This is a genomic window from Streptomyces sp. A5-4 (genome assembly GCF_051131715.1).
GTDB lineage: Bacteria > Actinomycetota > Actinomycetes > Streptomycetales > Streptomycetaceae > Streptomyces.
On sequence record NZ_CP178591.1, the window covers coordinates 5,796,790 to 5,810,412 of the forward strand.

Annotated in this window: 17 protein-coding genes; 10 read left to right on the plus strand and 7 right to left on the minus strand. The window is 69.6% G+C overall.

From position 1 onward, the window contains the following. Positions 1 to 11: 11 nt before the first annotated feature. The 6 genes from ACLLJJ_RS27185 to ACLLJJ_RS27210 form a co-directional block, all read right to left on the minus strand. Complete coding sequence (locus ACLLJJ_RS27185; RefSeq protein ID WP_434596263.1) at positions 12 to 1,037, minus strand: hypothetical protein; 1,026 nt, start codon at positions 1,035 to 1,037, stop codon at positions 12 to 14. After that, positions 1,025 to 1,678: a hypothetical protein gene (locus tag ACLLJJ_RS27190; RefSeq protein WP_434596266.1), complete on the minus strand. Its 654-nt coding sequence runs from the start codon at positions 1,676 to 1,678 to the stop codon at positions 1,025 to 1,027. Before ACLLJJ_RS27190 ends, ACLLJJ_RS27185 begins: the two co-directional genes overlap by 13 nt. 288 nt (positions 1,679 to 1,966) lie before the next feature. Continuing rightward, complete coding sequence (locus tag ACLLJJ_RS27195) at positions 1,967 to 2,311, minus strand: type II toxin-antitoxin system PemK/MazF family toxin (protein WP_434596268.1); 345 nt, start codon at positions 2,309 to 2,311, stop codon at positions 1,967 to 1,969. Further along, a complete protein-coding gene (locus ACLLJJ_RS27200; RefSeq protein WP_434596270.1) occupies positions 2,308 to 2,568 on the minus strand; it encodes a hypothetical protein in 261 nt (86 codons plus the stop codon). The genes ACLLJJ_RS27195 and ACLLJJ_RS27200 overlap by 4 nt, the downstream gene beginning before the upstream one ends. Before the next feature lie 84 nt (positions 2,569 to 2,652). Beyond that, the gene (locus tag ACLLJJ_RS27205; protein WP_434596272.1) at positions 2,653 to 2,859 is read right to left on the minus strand and encodes a DUF397 domain-containing protein; all 207 of its coding nucleotides are present in this window, start codon (positions 2,857 to 2,859) and stop codon (positions 2,653 to 2,655) included. A gap of 9 nt (positions 2,860 to 2,868) precedes the next feature. Then, entirely contained in the window at positions 2,869 to 3,750 is an 882-nt protein-coding gene (locus ACLLJJ_RS27210; protein ID WP_434596273.1) for a helix-turn-helix domain-containing protein, read from the minus strand. A 105-nt stretch (positions 3,751 to 3,855) separates the two neighbouring features. Here ACLLJJ_RS27210 and ACLLJJ_RS27215 point away from each other — a divergent pair, with 105 nt between their 5' ends. From ACLLJJ_RS27215 to def, 9 genes are all read left to right on the plus strand, one after another. Beyond that, positions 3,856 to 4,341 (plus strand): ATP-binding protein, encoded by a 486-nt coding sequence (locus tag ACLLJJ_RS27215; RefSeq protein WP_434596275.1) that lies wholly within the window; start codon positions 3,856 to 3,858, stop codon positions 4,339 to 4,341. A 166-nt stretch (positions 4,342 to 4,507) separates the two neighbouring features. Next, a complete protein-coding gene (locus ACLLJJ_RS27220) occupies positions 4,508 to 5,323 on the plus strand; it encodes an SOS response-associated peptidase (RefSeq protein WP_434596278.1) in 816 nt (271 codons plus the stop codon). A 60-nt stretch (positions 5,324 to 5,383) separates the two neighbouring features. Continuing rightward, positions 5,384 to 6,007 carry an alpha/beta hydrolase family protein gene (locus ACLLJJ_RS27225; protein ID WP_434596281.1) on the plus strand — a complete coding sequence of 208 codons (624 nt, stop codon included), beginning with the start codon at positions 5,384 to 5,386 and terminating at the stop codon, positions 6,005 to 6,007. A gap of 231 nt (positions 6,008 to 6,238) precedes the next feature. After that, entirely contained in the window at positions 6,239 to 6,910 is a 672-nt protein-coding gene (locus tag ACLLJJ_RS27230) for a sigma-70 family RNA polymerase sigma factor (protein ID WP_434600535.1), read from the plus strand. Continuing rightward, entirely contained in the window at positions 6,907 to 7,230 is a 324-nt protein-coding gene (gene rsrA / locus ACLLJJ_RS27235; protein ID WP_283517218.1) for a mycothiol system anti-sigma-R factor, read from the plus strand. The genes ACLLJJ_RS27230 and rsrA overlap by 4 nt, the downstream gene beginning before the upstream one ends. A gap of 238 nt (positions 7,231 to 7,468) precedes the next feature. Beyond that, a complete protein-coding gene (locus tag ACLLJJ_RS27240) occupies positions 7,469 to 9,046 on the plus strand; it encodes an HD domain-containing phosphohydrolase (RefSeq protein WP_434596284.1) in 1,578 nt (525 codons plus the stop codon). A 68-nt stretch (positions 9,047 to 9,114) separates the two neighbouring features. Further along, positions 9,115 to 10,383, plus strand: coding sequence for an HD-GYP domain-containing protein (locus ACLLJJ_RS27245; RefSeq protein WP_434600536.1), 1,269 nt, complete (start codon positions 9,115 to 9,117; stop codon positions 10,381 to 10,383). Between the two features lie 106 nt (positions 10,384 to 10,489). Continuing rightward, a complete protein-coding gene (locus ACLLJJ_RS27250; protein ID WP_434596287.1) occupies positions 10,490 to 11,470 on the plus strand; it encodes a tetratricopeptide repeat protein in 981 nt (326 codons plus the stop codon). Between the two features lie 83 nt (positions 11,471 to 11,553). After that, on the plus strand, positions 11,554 to 12,183 hold the full coding sequence (gene def / locus ACLLJJ_RS27255; RefSeq protein WP_434596290.1) for a peptide deformylase: 630 nt from the start codon (positions 11,554 to 11,556) through the stop codon (positions 12,181 to 12,183). A 63-nt stretch (positions 12,184 to 12,246) separates the two neighbouring features. Here def and ACLLJJ_RS27260 read toward each other — a convergent pair whose 3' ends face one another. Further along, on the minus strand, positions 12,247 to 13,215 hold the full coding sequence (locus tag ACLLJJ_RS27260; protein ID WP_434596293.1) for a helix-turn-helix domain-containing protein: 969 nt from the start codon (positions 13,213 to 13,215) through the stop codon (positions 12,247 to 12,249). A 92-nt stretch (positions 13,216 to 13,307) separates the two neighbouring features. Here ACLLJJ_RS27260 and ACLLJJ_RS27265 point away from each other — a divergent pair, with 92 nt between their 5' ends. Beyond that, on the plus strand, positions 13,308 to 13,538 hold the full coding sequence (locus tag ACLLJJ_RS27265) for a hypothetical protein (RefSeq protein WP_434596296.1): 231 nt from the start codon (positions 13,308 to 13,310) through the stop codon (positions 13,536 to 13,538). Positions 13,539 to 13,623: the final 85 nt, after the last annotated feature.

Here is a 13,623-nt window from a genome sequence, read left to right on the forward strand (position 1 = left end):
ACCCGCTGGTCTCAGCGGTTGATGGCCTGAATCTCCTGGACGGCGATGTCCTGCTCGGCGCCGAACGTCCCGCTCGGCAGTGGCTGGTCGCCGTCGATGCCGGTGCCTGTCCAGGTGATTTCCCAGGTGACTGTGGCCTGGAGTTTGTACGTGCCGTCGCCGGAGGAGCGGAGGTAGGTGAGGCCGCAGGGCGGGAGCTGGTCGGCTGATCCCTTGGTGTAGGGGGTGCCGATGCTGCCGTTCTCGATGGGGCATTCGCCGGAGGCGGGGTGGAGTGTGGCGTCCTTGGTGCCGGGCTCGATCTTGAGGGAGACCGGGGTGGCCGTGGTGGTGGCCTGTATGCCCAGGACGGCGACCGAGGCGGTCACGGAGACGGGCTTGAATTCGGCCTTGTCCAGCCAGGCCCAAGTCGGCAGATTCACCTTGGTGTTGGCCTCGGGGGCGAGCTCGATTGCGGTGTCCGGCACGAGGATCTCGGCGTACGCGAGGTGCGCGAGGATCTCTGGGGTAACGGCCTCGGGGACATCGGCAGGGGGCGGATCGCCGTTGTCGACCCAGAAGTAGGGCTTCTCGCAGGCGTCCCAGCCGGCTGGGTAATTTTCGTTGGCGTACGAGTCCCACCAGTAGCCCTTGCCGGCTTTGTCGGCGTTGAAGTCCTTGTACGGCTCGCCGTCGACATAGCGCTTGCGCTGTTCCAAGTCCCACTGCGGGCCGGTGGAGTCGGCTGCCCAGATGGGTTCCACGGTCTTCTTGAACTGGGCAGGGGTGTACTTCGGCGCGTACCAGCAGGCGGGAGGCATCCAGTTGCCCTGGGGGGCGAGCGGGCCTGCGGCGGCCCCCTGGCCGTTTTTGTCGTAGTTGAAGTCGACCTTTCCTACCTTGGCCGAGATCTTGTTGTCTTCAACGCCGCCGGAGCCGAGCCCGCCGCCGCCTGTTGGTGGAAGCTGCTCTGCATGGGACACAGCCGGTGAGCAAAGACAGAGAGCACCGGCGAAGACAGGCGCGAGGGCACGAATGGTCCTGTTCACGGCTGGCACATCGCAGCACCGCGGGTGGATGAAATCTTCATCAGTTCCCAGGTGCCCTCTTTGGTCTTGGCGACTTGGGCCCCATAGACGATGTAGTTGTTCTTGGATGCTTTCGTGCCCTTGATCTCGCCGGTCTTCACGACCTTGCTGAACCCCTTGCTCTCATCCGCGCAGTATCTGATGGAGGCAGAAGTCTTGGACTTGACTGTGACTTGCCGATCGAAGTAGCGGACGGTTCCGGTTACGGTCCAACCGGCGTCCTTGAACGACTTCACCCACCCTTCAGCGGAGACCGCGGCCTCGCCTTCCGTGTAGAACCCGAGGGCGGGGTGGCGAGGGTCGCCCGCGGTGATGGCTGCGTTGAGCGCACGAATGAACTCCGCGTTGTCCTTGAGGACCGCGTCTTGCACTGCGTCCCCGGCCTGCTCCGGCGTGAAGGTCAGGGTGACGTCCGCGGGGAGCTTGATCTCGGGGCGGCGGGTGGACTCTGTGGCCGACGGTGTCGGAGACGCGGATTTCTTGGCGCCTTCGTCGACGCCAGCGATCTCCTCCTTAGCGTTGGGTTCCTCGTCTCCGCTGCCGCATGCCGTGAGGAGTAGGGCAGCGGTTGCTGCGAGTGCGGCAGCAACGGGCAAAGAGCGGCGGTTCACTGGTGACTCCCGGTGGGGCGAAAGTTGTCTCGGGTGACTCGACGCTATCTGTCGTGTGTGTTGTTTCACCAGAGCGAACACCCTTGCCGGAACGATGAAGTGGTCCTTTTTGGGAGGAACCAGTGGCTCTCAGTTGCGGCACTGTGATCTGCTGAGCAGAGCGGTGAGCAGCCGGAGCGTTCGAAGTGGGTTCGCTGCTCCTTCGGCTCCGGGAGTGCTGCTTAAACGAGTGCGCCCGCCCCAGAAAAATCAGGGGCGGGCAACGGGTGCGGGGTCTGGCTGCGCTGGCTAGATATCCATCATGAGCCTGAGCTGTGCGCGGATGTCCTCGGCCTCCTTGCTGGTGGCGTTGCCCATCTTGCGGGTCAGTCGCTGTTCGGAGATGGCGCGTACGTCGTCCACGCGCGCCCAGCTCGGTCGGTCGAGACCGGATTCCGGCGAGGACACCGGGACGTGGTGCGGGAGGCCGCGGCCCACCGAGCTGAGCGGAACGACGATTGCCATTGCGGTGGGGAAAGCGGCGAACAGTGGCGAAGAGACGACCACCACGGGGCGCCTTCTGCCCTGCTCGGACCCGGTGACTGGATCGAGGTCGACGAACCAGACTTCCCACGGGGCGGATTTACGGCTCACTGCGTAATCTTCCAGGCGTCGCCGGTCAGTCCGTCGCTGGCTGTGCCGTCCCACTCGTCCTGTTCGGCGGTGTACGCGGCCCACGCTTCGGGGTCGTTCTTGAGGCGGTCGTACGCGGCGAGGATCTGCGCCTTGTGGTGTTCCAGAAGGAGCGCTTCGAGGGCCGTGTCCAGGGTGACGCCGCCCAGGTCCTCGGTAGCTACCCGGGCCAGGCGGTCGCGGATGTCGGACCTCACCTTTATCGTCGTCATCGTCATACTTTTCAGTATACCTGGAAGTAGACCGCATTGGTATGCGTTCGCGGCTTCTTGATCGTCCAGGCCCAGGCGTCGAGGGCGTGGTCAGCTCAGGGCGCCCCAGCCGCCGGGCTCGTTGGCTTTGATGGTTCGTATGAGTTCCTTGAGGCGTATGGGGGTGGTCGAGATGATCTCCTCCGGGTTGTCGCTCTCCCGGAGGCGGATCGTTCCGTCGGGGGCGGTGGCGAGGTTGAGGCAGTTGCCTCCTTCGCCGACGCTGAACGATGACTTCTGCCAGTGCAGTTCGGACATGTGGCCTTCCTAGAGTGTGTACAGCACGTGCTGGATCAGGCCCAGTGAATCCTTGCCCACGTGGGACTCGGGAGGCATTGACGGGTCGATCGGTGGGAGCGCGTGGCGGGTCAGCTGCTCGAACAACGAGTCGTATTGCGTGAGATGTTCCCCCTCTCCCAGGTGGATCGGCTTGATGGGGTGCTCCAGGACAACGGTCCCGAGTCTGGGTACTGCCGGTGTTGCGTGCAGGAAGGGGCCGCTGAAGGCGGGATAAGCGCCGGCCCGGAACGGGTAGATCTGGATGGTTACGTTGGGTAGTTTCGCCAGTTCGATGAGGCGCAGGAGTTGCGTCCGCATCGTGTCCGGCTCGCCTTGGTGCATGTGCAGGGCCGCTTCGTAGATGACGGCATGGACCGTGGGTGCGTTCGCTGCCGTGAGGATCTGCTGGCGGTCCATCCGGAAGGCAGTGGCATCGTCAATGGTGCTGCGAACCGGTTTGGCTGTGTTGAGGATGGCCCGTGTGTAGCCGGGAGTCTGGAGCAGTCCCGGAACTACCAGCGACTCGTGCAGGTGGAGTGAGACTGCAGTCGACTCCATCTCGGCCAGGTCCATGACTGACTGCGGGGCCCTCCCCTTGTAGGCGCTCCACCAGCCCTTTCCGTTTGTCTCTGACATGGCGACGAGCGCCTCGACGTACGGGCCACCTTTGTGTCCATATATGCCGCACAGGGTGTGTAGGCGTTCTGTGGTGATCGCGGTGCGTCCCGCCTCGATGTGACTGAGGAAGGGGCGCTTCATGCCGGTTGCTGTGGCGGCATCGCCCAGGGTGACGCGGGCTTGCTCGCGGAGGGAGCGTAGCTCGGCGCCGAAACGGCGTTGCCGCTCGCTGACGACCATGCGAAGTGCCAACTCTGGGTCTCCTTCTGAGTGCTCACGGCGAGTCTGCCGGCCTGAAGGCGTGGAGGTCCACTCTTTCAGGGAATGAGTTGCAAAGGTATGCCGAAGTTCCCTACCGTGAGTGTCGAGTACATCACGCAAGTGAGCTTCGGGGTTTCGGAAGCGCACCGCACTTCGGCCTGCCCGGAGCGCGGCATTGCCACCGCCCGGCGTTCGCTTCGTGTCGTGAAGTCCCTTACTGGGGTGGAGATTCGCATGACTGCACTTGGGGATGCCTGGGAGCACGCCATTCAGATTCCTCATGACCCGCTTGGCGTCGGAGTCGCGCGGGGTGCCCTGCGGCTGATCCTCAGAGCGCATGGGCTCAGTGAACTGCTGTTGACCGCCGAGCTGTTGGCGTCGGAGCTCGTGACGAATGCCCATGAGCACTCGATCGGACCCGCCTCTCTCCGTGTGAAGTGGGCGCACAAGACGTTGCGGCTGACTGTCTGGGACACCAATCCCGAGCCGCCCCGGCCTGTCGAAGCAGTGAGGGGCGGGGACCTTGCGGACAGTGAGAGTGGACGCGGGCTGTGGATCGTGCATGAGCTGGCCGACCGGTAGGGGCATTACAGCCTGCGTGAGGGGTTGCTCGGTGCGGGCGGGAAGCTTGTGTGGTGCGAGCTTGCCGGGCCGTGATGGCGTAGTCCATCGGCCGTGGCTCGCCGTCGGTGTGGCCGGTCGGGCAGCATGGTGGGGAGCGGAGTCGTAGTCGGGGAGGGGCGGAAGCATGTGCGGACGGTTTGCGGCGAGCCGGGGGCCCGAGGATCTTGTCGGGCTCTTCGGGGTGGAGATGTGGGAGCCCACCGAGGCGCTCGCGTCCGACTGGAACGTGGCTCCCACCAAAGAGGTCCAGGTGGTGCTGGAGCGGTCGGTCAAGGCCTCGGACGAGCAGCGTCCGGTGCGGCAGCTGCGGACGCTGAAGTGGGGGCTCGTGCCTTCCTGGGCGAAGTCGCCCGAGGGCGGTGCGCGGATGATCAACGCGCGGGCCGAGACCGTGCACGAGAAGCCGTCGTTCCGGCGGCCGTTCGCCGCGCGGCGCTGCATCGTTCCCGCCGACGGGTACTACGAGTGGGTCACCGGCACGCAGGAGCGCGAGCTGGAGGTGGAGGGGAAGAAGAAGCGGGCCAGGAAGCAGCCGTACTTCGTGACCCCCGCGGACGGGTCCGTGATGGCGATGGCCGGGCTGTACGAGTTCTGGCGTGACCGGACCCTGCCCGACGACCATCCGCGGGCCTGGTGGGCGACCTGCTCGGTGATCACCACGGAGGCGGAGACCGCGCCGCTGGCGGTCGCGCCGGCGGAGGGCCCGGGGTCGCTGGCCGACATCCATCCCCGAATGCCGCTGATGCTCCTGCCCGACCGGTGGGACGCGTGGCTGGACCCCGCAAGGACGGACGCGCAGGACGTGCGGGCACTGCTGACGCCGCCGCCGGGCGGGCTGATGCGGGCGTACCCGGTGGGGACGGCCGTGAGCAACGTACGGAACAACGGGCCGGAGCTGCTGGAGGAGCTGTCCGGACCGGAAGTGGGCACCTTGTTCTGAGAGGCGCGGGACAGGGGTGGGGCCCCCGCGCGGCAGGATGTGGGGGTGACAGTCAGTGAGATGGTTCAGACCCCCGCGGGCGATGCCCGCATCACCTGGGTGGCGGCCCGGCAGGCGCGGCTCGTGCTGGCCGTCAGCCATGGCGCCGGGGGAGGGATCGAGGCGCGGGATCTGGTCGCCCTGGCCGGTGCGCTGCCCGCGCACGGCGTGACCGTGGCCCTGGTGGAGCAGCCCTGGCGGGTGGCCGGCAAGCGGGTCGCTCCCGCGCCCAAGACCTTGGACGCCGCGTGGCGCGGGCTGTGGCCGGCGCTGGCGAAGGCCGGGCTGCCGGTCGTCGCGGGCGGGCGCAGCGCGGGGGCGCGGGTCGCGTGCCGGACGGCGCGCGAGCTGGGGGCGTGCGCCGTGCTGGCACTGAGCTTCCCGCTGCATCCTCCGGGCAGGCCGGAGAAGTCCCGGGCGGCGGAGCTCCTGGGGGCCGGAGTACCCACGTTGGTCGTACAGGGCGGGAACGATCCTTTCGGGAAGCCGGCCGAGTTCCCGTCGGGTGATCACCGGCTCCTGGAAGTGCCGTACGGGGATCACGGTTTCGCTGTACCGAAGAAGGCCGAGGGGGGCCAGGAGCGGGCCCTGGAGGTGCTGACCGAAGGCGTACTGGGCTGGATCGACGGGCTTCGGGAATGTTGACCCGGGGGCCGCTGTTGTTCGGGGCGTCGACATACGCAGCACTTACGTGGAGAGGAAGTCCGTCGCATGGGTTCGACCATCTGCCCTAGCCGCTCGCACGCCGCTGACCTGGAGTGGACGGTGCTGACCGCGGCCAAGACCGTCCCTCGTCGGGCGGCGGACGGGACGGATCGTCGTCTATCCTCCGATTCGAGTGGGTCCGCATTCGGGCTCGCCACGGCGTTGGAGGAGGTGGGTCCGGTCACTGGGACCGACACAGGGACCGACGACGGCCAGGCGGCGGAGGACACCGCGCAGGAGAGCACCGCCGAGCGCAATGCGCGCTTCGAGCGGGACGCTCTGGGTTTCCTCGACCAGATGTACTCGGCCGCCCTGCGTATGACACGTAATCCGGCCGACGCAGAGGACCTGGTGCAGGAGACGTACGCGAAGGCGTACGGGTCCTTCCACCAGTTCCGTGAGGGCACGAATCTGAAGGCGTGGCTGTACCGCATTCTGACGAACACCTTCATCAACACCTACCGCAAGAAGCAGCGGGAGCCGCAGCGCAGTGGCGCCGAGGAGATCGAGGACTGGCAGCTCGCGCGCGCCGAGTCGCACATGTCGACGGGCCTGCGCTCCGCGGAGTCCCAGGCGCTCGACCACCTGCCCGACTCGGACGTCAAGTCCGCGCTGCAGGCGATCCCCGAGGAGTTCCGCATCGCGGTCTATCTCGCGGACGTAGAGGGCTTTGCGTACAAGGAGATCGCGGACATCATGGGAACACCCATCGGTACGGTGATGTCCCGGCTGCACCGGGGCCGCCGTCAACTGCGCGGCATGCTTGAGGACTACGCGCGTGACCGCGGGCTGGTCCCGGCGGGCGCCGCGGACTCGCACGATCGGAAAGGCTCGGGCTCATGAGCTGCGGAGAGCCGCACGAGACTGATTGCTCCGAAGTCCTGGACCATCTTTACGAGTTCCTCGACCACGAGATGCCCGACAGCGACTGCACCAAGTTCGAGGTGCACTTCGAGGAGTGCTCCCCGTGCCTGGAGAAGTACGGCCTGGAGCAGGCTGTGAAGAAGCTGGTGAAGCGCTGCTGCGGCAGTGACGACGTGCCCTCCGACCTGCGGTCGAAGGTCCTGGGGCGGATCGATCTGATCCGCTCCGGGCAGGCGGTGCCCGAGCAGGACGTGACGCTTACGAACGCCGCGGACCAGCCCGTCGCCAAGGAGGCGTAGGGCTCGCTCCCGGGACGCCCGAAGGGTGCTTCCGGCCGGGCTCCGCCCACGGTCCCGTGCGGGCTTCCGGGACCTCCCTGTAGCTCCTCTGGCCCCTCTCGGGGCGAGAAGTCGGCCGGTTGTCACTCAATGGTGCTAAACGGCCGCTTCCTTCTCTCCGGATCCCCTCAACTCGCTAGCCTGACGCACGGATTGGCGGGCGCGGCGGGTCGAGCTGCGGGACACAGGAGCGAGGCTGGTGAGAGCCCTTTCAGCGGCGGCGCGCGCGTACATTCTGGGGGCGCTGCTCGCGGCGGCCTGCTGTGCGCTCCCCGCGCTGCGCCCGGACGCCGGTACGCCGTGGACCGCCGTCGCCCTGCTCTCGGCCCTGTATGCCGCGGGTGAGCTGCTGGGCCGCCGGCCGTTCCTCGGCAGCGCCGTACGGATCGGCGCGGGCTCCTTCTTTCCCGTCCTGCTCGCCGCCGTCCTGCTGCTGCCGCCCCCGGCCGCCGCGCTCGTCGCCGTGCCCGGCGCCCTCGTCGGCCACGTCGAGCAGGGACCGCGAGCCGTGCGCCGCGCCTGGCGGGCGGCCCAGCTCGCGCTCGCGGCGCGGGCCGCGGCCGAGGTCTACTCCCTCCTCGACGGCCGGGCCTCGCTCGGCGGCGCCGACAGCGGGGGGCCGGAAGTCGGGGTCCTCGCCCCCGACTTCCCGTACGCCCTGCTGCCCGCCGGCGCGGCCGTCCTGGTCTTCTGCCTGGCCCTGACCGCCCTCGACGGCGGCATCCTCGCCACCGCCGAACCCCTGCCCGTACGCACCGCCTGGCGCGGCCTGCTGCTGCGCTCCCTGGCACCGCACTGTGTGCAGGGCCTCGCCGGGCTGATGATGGCCGTCCTGTGGCGCAGCCCGTACGGGCCGCTCGCCGCGCTCCTCGTCCTGCTGCCCATGTGCATCTCCTGCTGGGTCTTCGCGCAGTACCACCGCGAGCGCGCCGCTCACCAGGCCACCATTCGCGCCCTCGTGCAGGCCGTCGACATCAAGGACGAGTACACGCGCGGGCACAGCGAGCGGGTCGGCCAGGCGTCGGTGATGATCGCCCGCGAGCTGGCCATGGACGAGGAACGCATCGAGGTCCTGCGCTTCGCCGGGATCCTGCACGACGTGGGCAAGCTGGGTGTACCGACCCGGCTCCTGCGCAAGGACGGGCCGCTGACCCCCCAGGAGCGCCGCATCATCGAACTGCACCCCGAGTACGGGCACGAGATGGTCCGGGGCATCGGCTTCCTCGGGGAGGCGCGGTCCGCGATCCTGCACCACCACGAGCGGCTCGACGGGAGTGGTTACCCGTACGGGCTCAGCGGTCGCCAGATCCCCGAGTTCGCCCGGGTCGTCGCCGTCGCGGACGCCTTCGACGCGATGACGTCGACCCGCTCCTACCGAAGGGCCCGGCCGGTCGGCAGGGCGGTGGAGGAGCTCGACAGGTGCGCCGGGACCCAGTTCGATCCGGAGATGGTGGCCGCGCTGATCCGGGCGCTCGACCGGCACGGCTGGCACCACTCGGTCACGGCGGACGAACGCGACCCGTCGGGCGAACGCGACCCGTCGGGCGAACGTGCCCCGGCGGACGAACGCGACCCGGTGACCGTCCCACCGTCCGCACCCGACGCACCCGACGCACCGGGGACGCCCGGCACGCCGGTGGTGCCCCACCCGTCCGACCTCAGAGGAAACGTCCCGCCTCCGCGCCCAGGCGCCCCGGCGACCCGGGCGGCCGGCCCCGACGAGGACGCCCCCGTCGCCGCCCCCGGTCCGCCCTCGGCCCCGGAGCACGGAGCGTGAGCAGGGGCGCGCCACGCGCGCGTGACGCGAAGCGGGAGCGGCCGCGGCAGCAGAGGCCGCCGTTCGCCGTGGGGCTCGTGTACGCCGCCGCCACCGCGCTCACCGGGTGCGCCCTCGGCGACACCCTCTGGCACGGCGTCACCCAGCCCGGTGTCGCCCTCGCCTTCGGCGTCCTCATCGCCGTCGGCGAGCTCGCCCGCTGGGGCGCCCGCCGAGGCCCCTCGCCGCTGCCCGGCGAACGCGACCCCGCGCCGCTCGGCACCGCCGGAGCCCTCGCCTACGCCCTGCTCGGGCAGAACGCCGGGCACGCCACCAGCCACGGCGTCCTCCAGATCGTCGCCGTCGTCGTCGCGGCGGCCCTCGCCGGCGCCGTGCCGCACGTCGCCAACGGCCATGGGCCCGCCCTCGACCACGTCGCCCGCCGCGTCCTCACCGTCGCCTTCGCGGCGGTCTGCTTCCAGCCGCTCTACAACTCCGGCACGCTGGGGCGCTGGGTAGGCTACGGACCGTACTTCGCCCTCTTCCTGCTGCTCGTCCTCGTCCTGACCGCCCTGTGCGACGCCGTGCTCGCCGCCACCATGGCCCGGGCGCGCACCGGCTATCCGTACGGCTCCCTGCTCCGTGACGAGCTGCGCGCCCTGATCGGCATCGGTTCCGCCGTCTGCGCCACCGGCGCCGTGATGGCGCTCGCGGTCGCCGTGGCCGGGCTGTGGGCCCTGCCCGTCTTCTGCGTACCTCTGCTGCTCACCCAACTGTCCTTCCGGCGCTACGCCGAGGTTCGTACGACGTACCGCCAGACCATCACCTCGCTGGCCCGCGCCACCGAGATCGCCGGATACACCCCGCCCGGCCACGCCCACCGGGTCGCCCAGCTCAGCCGCGCGGTCGGTCGTGAGCTGGGCCTTTCCGAGCCCGAGCTGACCGTCCTGGAGTACGCGGCGCTGATGCACGACATCGGCCAGCTCTCGCTCCTCGACCCGGTCCCCGCCGGGGCCACCGCCCGTCTGGCGCCCGCCGAGCAGCGCAGGATCGCTCTCCTCGGCGGGGCGGTCGTGCGCCGGACCGGGGTGCGGGCCGAGGTCGCGGTGGTCGTGGAGCGGCAGGCCGACCCCTACCGTGAACAGCCGCTTTCCGCCCGGATCGTCCGAGCCGTCAACGCATACGACGACCTGTCGGGGGAAAGCGGGCCGGGGGAGAACGGCAGCCGTCTCGGCGGCAGGCTGAACGCCCTGGAGCACCTTCGCCTCGGTACCGGCCACGACTACCAGAGCGAGGTCGTGGAATCCCTCGCACGTGTCCTGTCCCGCGGCGGTCTGACCCCGTCCTCACCTGGGTAACCCATGGGTAATGAGCGGCCCTCCGACAGGGCATGGTTGGATGCGAAGAAGAGCAAGAAATGGGTGTCCGGGGGTACGGGCCTTCAGCGACCGGCAGGCGGGAATCGTGAGGATCTTCGGGAAGGTACGGCATCGACCCTCCGCTTCGTGGCGGCAGGCCACCGACCGCGCGTTCACGCTGATCGGCGACGGTCGGTACGAGGACGCGGGGGCGCTGCTGACGCGCGCGGCCGACCTCGAACCCTGGCTGTCCGAGTCGTGGTTCAACCTGGCACTGCTGCACAAGTTCCGGCACGACTGGGAACAGGCGCGGGCGGCAGGGCTGCGCGCCGTCGCGCTCCTCGACCAAGAGACCGGCGCCCCCGACTGGTGGAACGTCGGAATCGCGGCCACCGCCCTGCAGGACTGGCCGCTCGCGCGCCGCGCCTGGCAGGCGTACGGGCTGAAGGTGCCCGGGGAGCCCACCGAGAGCGGCGAGCCGGTGGGCATGGAGCTCGGCAGCGCCGCCGTCCGGCTGTCGCCCGAGGGCGAGGCCGAGGTGGTGTGGGGCCGCAGGCTCGACCCGGCGCGCATCGAGGTTCTGTCGATCCCGCTGCCTTCGTCCGGGCGGCGCTGGGGCGAGGTGGTCCTGCACGACGGCGTACCGCACGGCGCGCGCGTCACCTCCGCGGGCCCCTCCTTCCCCGTCTTCGACGAGATCGAGCTGTGGGCGCCCTCGCCCGTCCCGACCTGGGTGGTCCTTCTGGAGGCCGCCACCGAGGCGGACCGGGACGCCCTGGAACGGCTGGCGGCCGACGCGGGCTTCGCCGCCGAGGACTGGTCCTCGTCCGTACGGCTGCTGTGCCGGGCCTGCTCCGAGTCGCAGATGCCCAGCGACGAGGGCGACGGCGAGCACCTCGACCCGCACGACCACAGTGAGCCGGGCCACCCCGGGCCGCTCGGCCACCGCACGGCGGGCGAGCTGTGGGTGCCGGAGCGCGAGTGCGGTCTGGCGGCGCCGGACGGGCTGGTCCGCGGGCTGCTCGACGGGTGGGTGGCGGACAGTCCCGACAGCCGTGAGTGGCGGGACCTCGAAGAGGTCTGCTGAAGTCTGGCCGTAGGCTGTACGCGCAGCGGATTCGGGTATGCGGATTCGGGTATTTCTGGTTTTGAGGAAGGCGTACGGCGGACATGTCGCAGCAGGAGACGGACCAGCAGGTCGACGACGGGTTCGTCGTGGACACCGAAGAGACGGCAGAGCGCGAGGAGGCGTACCGCGAGCGCGGCACCGCCCGCCCCATCACCGTCGTCGGGAACCCGGTCCTCCACAAGGAGTGCAGGGACGTCACCGAGTTCGACGACAAGCTCGCCGCGCTGATCGACGACATGTTCGCCAGCCAGCGGGCGGCCGAGGGTGTCGGCCTGGCCGCCAACCAGATCGGCGTCGACCTCAAGGTCTTCGTCTACGACTGCCCGGACGACGAGGGCGACCGCCACGTCGGTGTGGTCGTCAACCCGGTACTCGAAGAGCTCCCGCAGGACCAGCGCCGGCTCGAAGAGGCCAACGAGGGCTGCCTGTCCGTCCCCACGGCCTACGCCGAGCTGGCCCGCCCCGACTACGCGGTGGTGCACGGCCAGGACGCCCAGGGCAACGCGATCAAGGTGCGCGGCACCGGTTACTTCGCCCGCTGCCTCCAGCACGAGACGGACCACCTCTACGGCTACCTGTACATCGACAGGCTGTCGAAGCGGGACCGCAAGGACGCGCTGCGGCAGATGGAAGAGGGCACGGCCCGCTACCCGATCGTCGAGAACGCCTGACGCGTACGTGATCGACGAAGGGCCCCGCACCGATGGTGCGGGGCCCTTCGCGTACGCGGGGGCTCAGGCGGCCCGTACCGGCCCCCGGAAGGTGCGCCGGTACGCGTTCGGGGTCGTCCCCAGCGAACGCATGAACTGGTGGCGCAGCGCGGCGGCGTTGCCGAAGCCGGTGCGGCCCGCGACGGCGTCCACCGTGTCGTCCGTCGCCTCCAGCAACTCCTGGGCCCGCAGCACCCGCTGGCGCAGCAGCCAGCGGTACGGCGTGGTCCCGGTCTCCTGGAGGAAGCGCCGCGCGAAGGTCCTGGCGGACATGTGGGCGCGCTCGGCCAGCTGCTCGACGGTCAGCTCCAGGTCCAGGTGCCGCTCCATCCAGGCCAGCACCTCACCCACGGTGTCGCACCGCGCGTGCGTCAGCGGACGCTCGATGTACTGCGCCTGCCCGCCGTCGCGGTGCGGCGGTACCACCATGCGGCGGGCGACGGTGTTGGCGACCTCCGGGCCGTGCTCCTGGCGCAGGAGGTGCAGGCAGGCGTCGATGCCCGCCGCGGTGCCTGCCGAGGTGATGACGGGCCCGTCGTCGATGTACAGCACGTCGGGCTCGACCCGGGCCAGCGGGTGGCGCCGGGACAGCTCGGCGGTGTGCCGCCAGTGGGTGGTGCAGCGGCGCCCGTCCAGCAGTCCGGCGGCCCCGAGCACGAACGCGCCCGAGCACACGCTGAGCACCCGCGCCCCCCGGTCGACGGCCCGGCGCAGCGCGTCGAGCATCGGCTCGGGGTAGACGCCGGCCTCGCAGTGCTGGTCGGCCGGGATGGCGATGAGGTCGGCGCTGTCCAGCCGGTCGAGGCCGTGCGGCACGGAAATGGTGAAGGCGCCGGAACGGGTGGGCAACGTCCCCGGTTCGGCGGCGCACACCGCGAAATCGTAGACCGGAAGCCCTTGATCGCTCCGGTCGATCCCGAACACCTCGCACACCACGCCCAGTTCGAACGGGTTGACTCCGTCGATCAGCGCCACGGCCACGTTTTTCAGCATGTCTCCAGTGTGCCCCCACCGTGGCAGTAATGCGAGGTTCCATGGCAGTCCTGCCACTCACTTTTTTCGGCGGGGAGCACCAGAGTGGAGGCATGGAAACAGTCCTGAACTACCTCGTGGTCCTCGTCATCTTCGTGCTCCTGACCCTTCCGTCCTTCATCGGGCACGCGAGGGAGCGCCGCATCGACCGACAGCTCCGCCAGGCGGAACGCGGCACCGGCGCCCACGCACCGACGGCCCTGCGGGCGGTCCCCGGGTCCGCTTCCCGGTCGCGGGCCGACTGGGCCCTGGCGGGAGGTTCCGCCGGCCGTGACGCCGAGTGACGGGCGTGAAACGCAGACAGGGCTGCCCCCGGTTCGTACCGGAGGCAGCCCTGAAGCATGTGGAGCCCATGAAGACCGGGAAGGT

What these genes read in the sequence shown, in the direction of transcription:
- ACLLJJ_RS27205 (WP_434596272.1), bottom strand. Translation starts at nt 2,859, where the DNA reads ATGTCCGAACTGCACTGGCAGAAGTCATCGTTCAGCGTCGGCGAAGGA.
- ACLLJJ_RS27260 (WP_434596293.1), bottom strand. Translation starts at nt 13,215, where the DNA reads ATGCTGAAAAACGTGGCCGTGGCGCTGATCGACGGAGTCAACCCGTTC.
- ACLLJJ_RS27220 (WP_434596278.1), top strand. Translation starts at nt 4,508, where the DNA reads ATGTGCGGACGGTTTGCGGCGAGCCGGGGGCCCGAGGATCTTGTCGGG.
- ACLLJJ_RS27265 (WP_434596296.1), top strand. Translation starts at nt 13,308, where the DNA reads ATGGAAACAGTCCTGAACTACCTCGTGGTCCTCGTCATCTTCGTGCTC.
- rsrA (WP_283517218.1), top strand. Translation starts at nt 6,907, where the DNA reads ATGAGCTGCGGAGAGCCGCACGAGACTGATTGCTCCGAAGTCCTGGAC.
- def (WP_434596290.1), top strand. Translation starts at nt 11,554, where the DNA reads ATGTCGCAGCAGGAGACGGACCAGCAGGTCGACGACGGGTTCGTCGTG.
- ACLLJJ_RS27200 (WP_434596270.1), bottom strand. Translation starts at nt 2,568, where the DNA reads ATGACGATGACGACGATAAAGGTGAGGTCCGACATCCGCGACCGCCTG.
- ACLLJJ_RS27225 (WP_434596281.1), top strand. Translation starts at nt 5,384, where the DNA reads ATGGTTCAGACCCCCGCGGGCGATGCCCGCATCACCTGGGTGGCGGCC.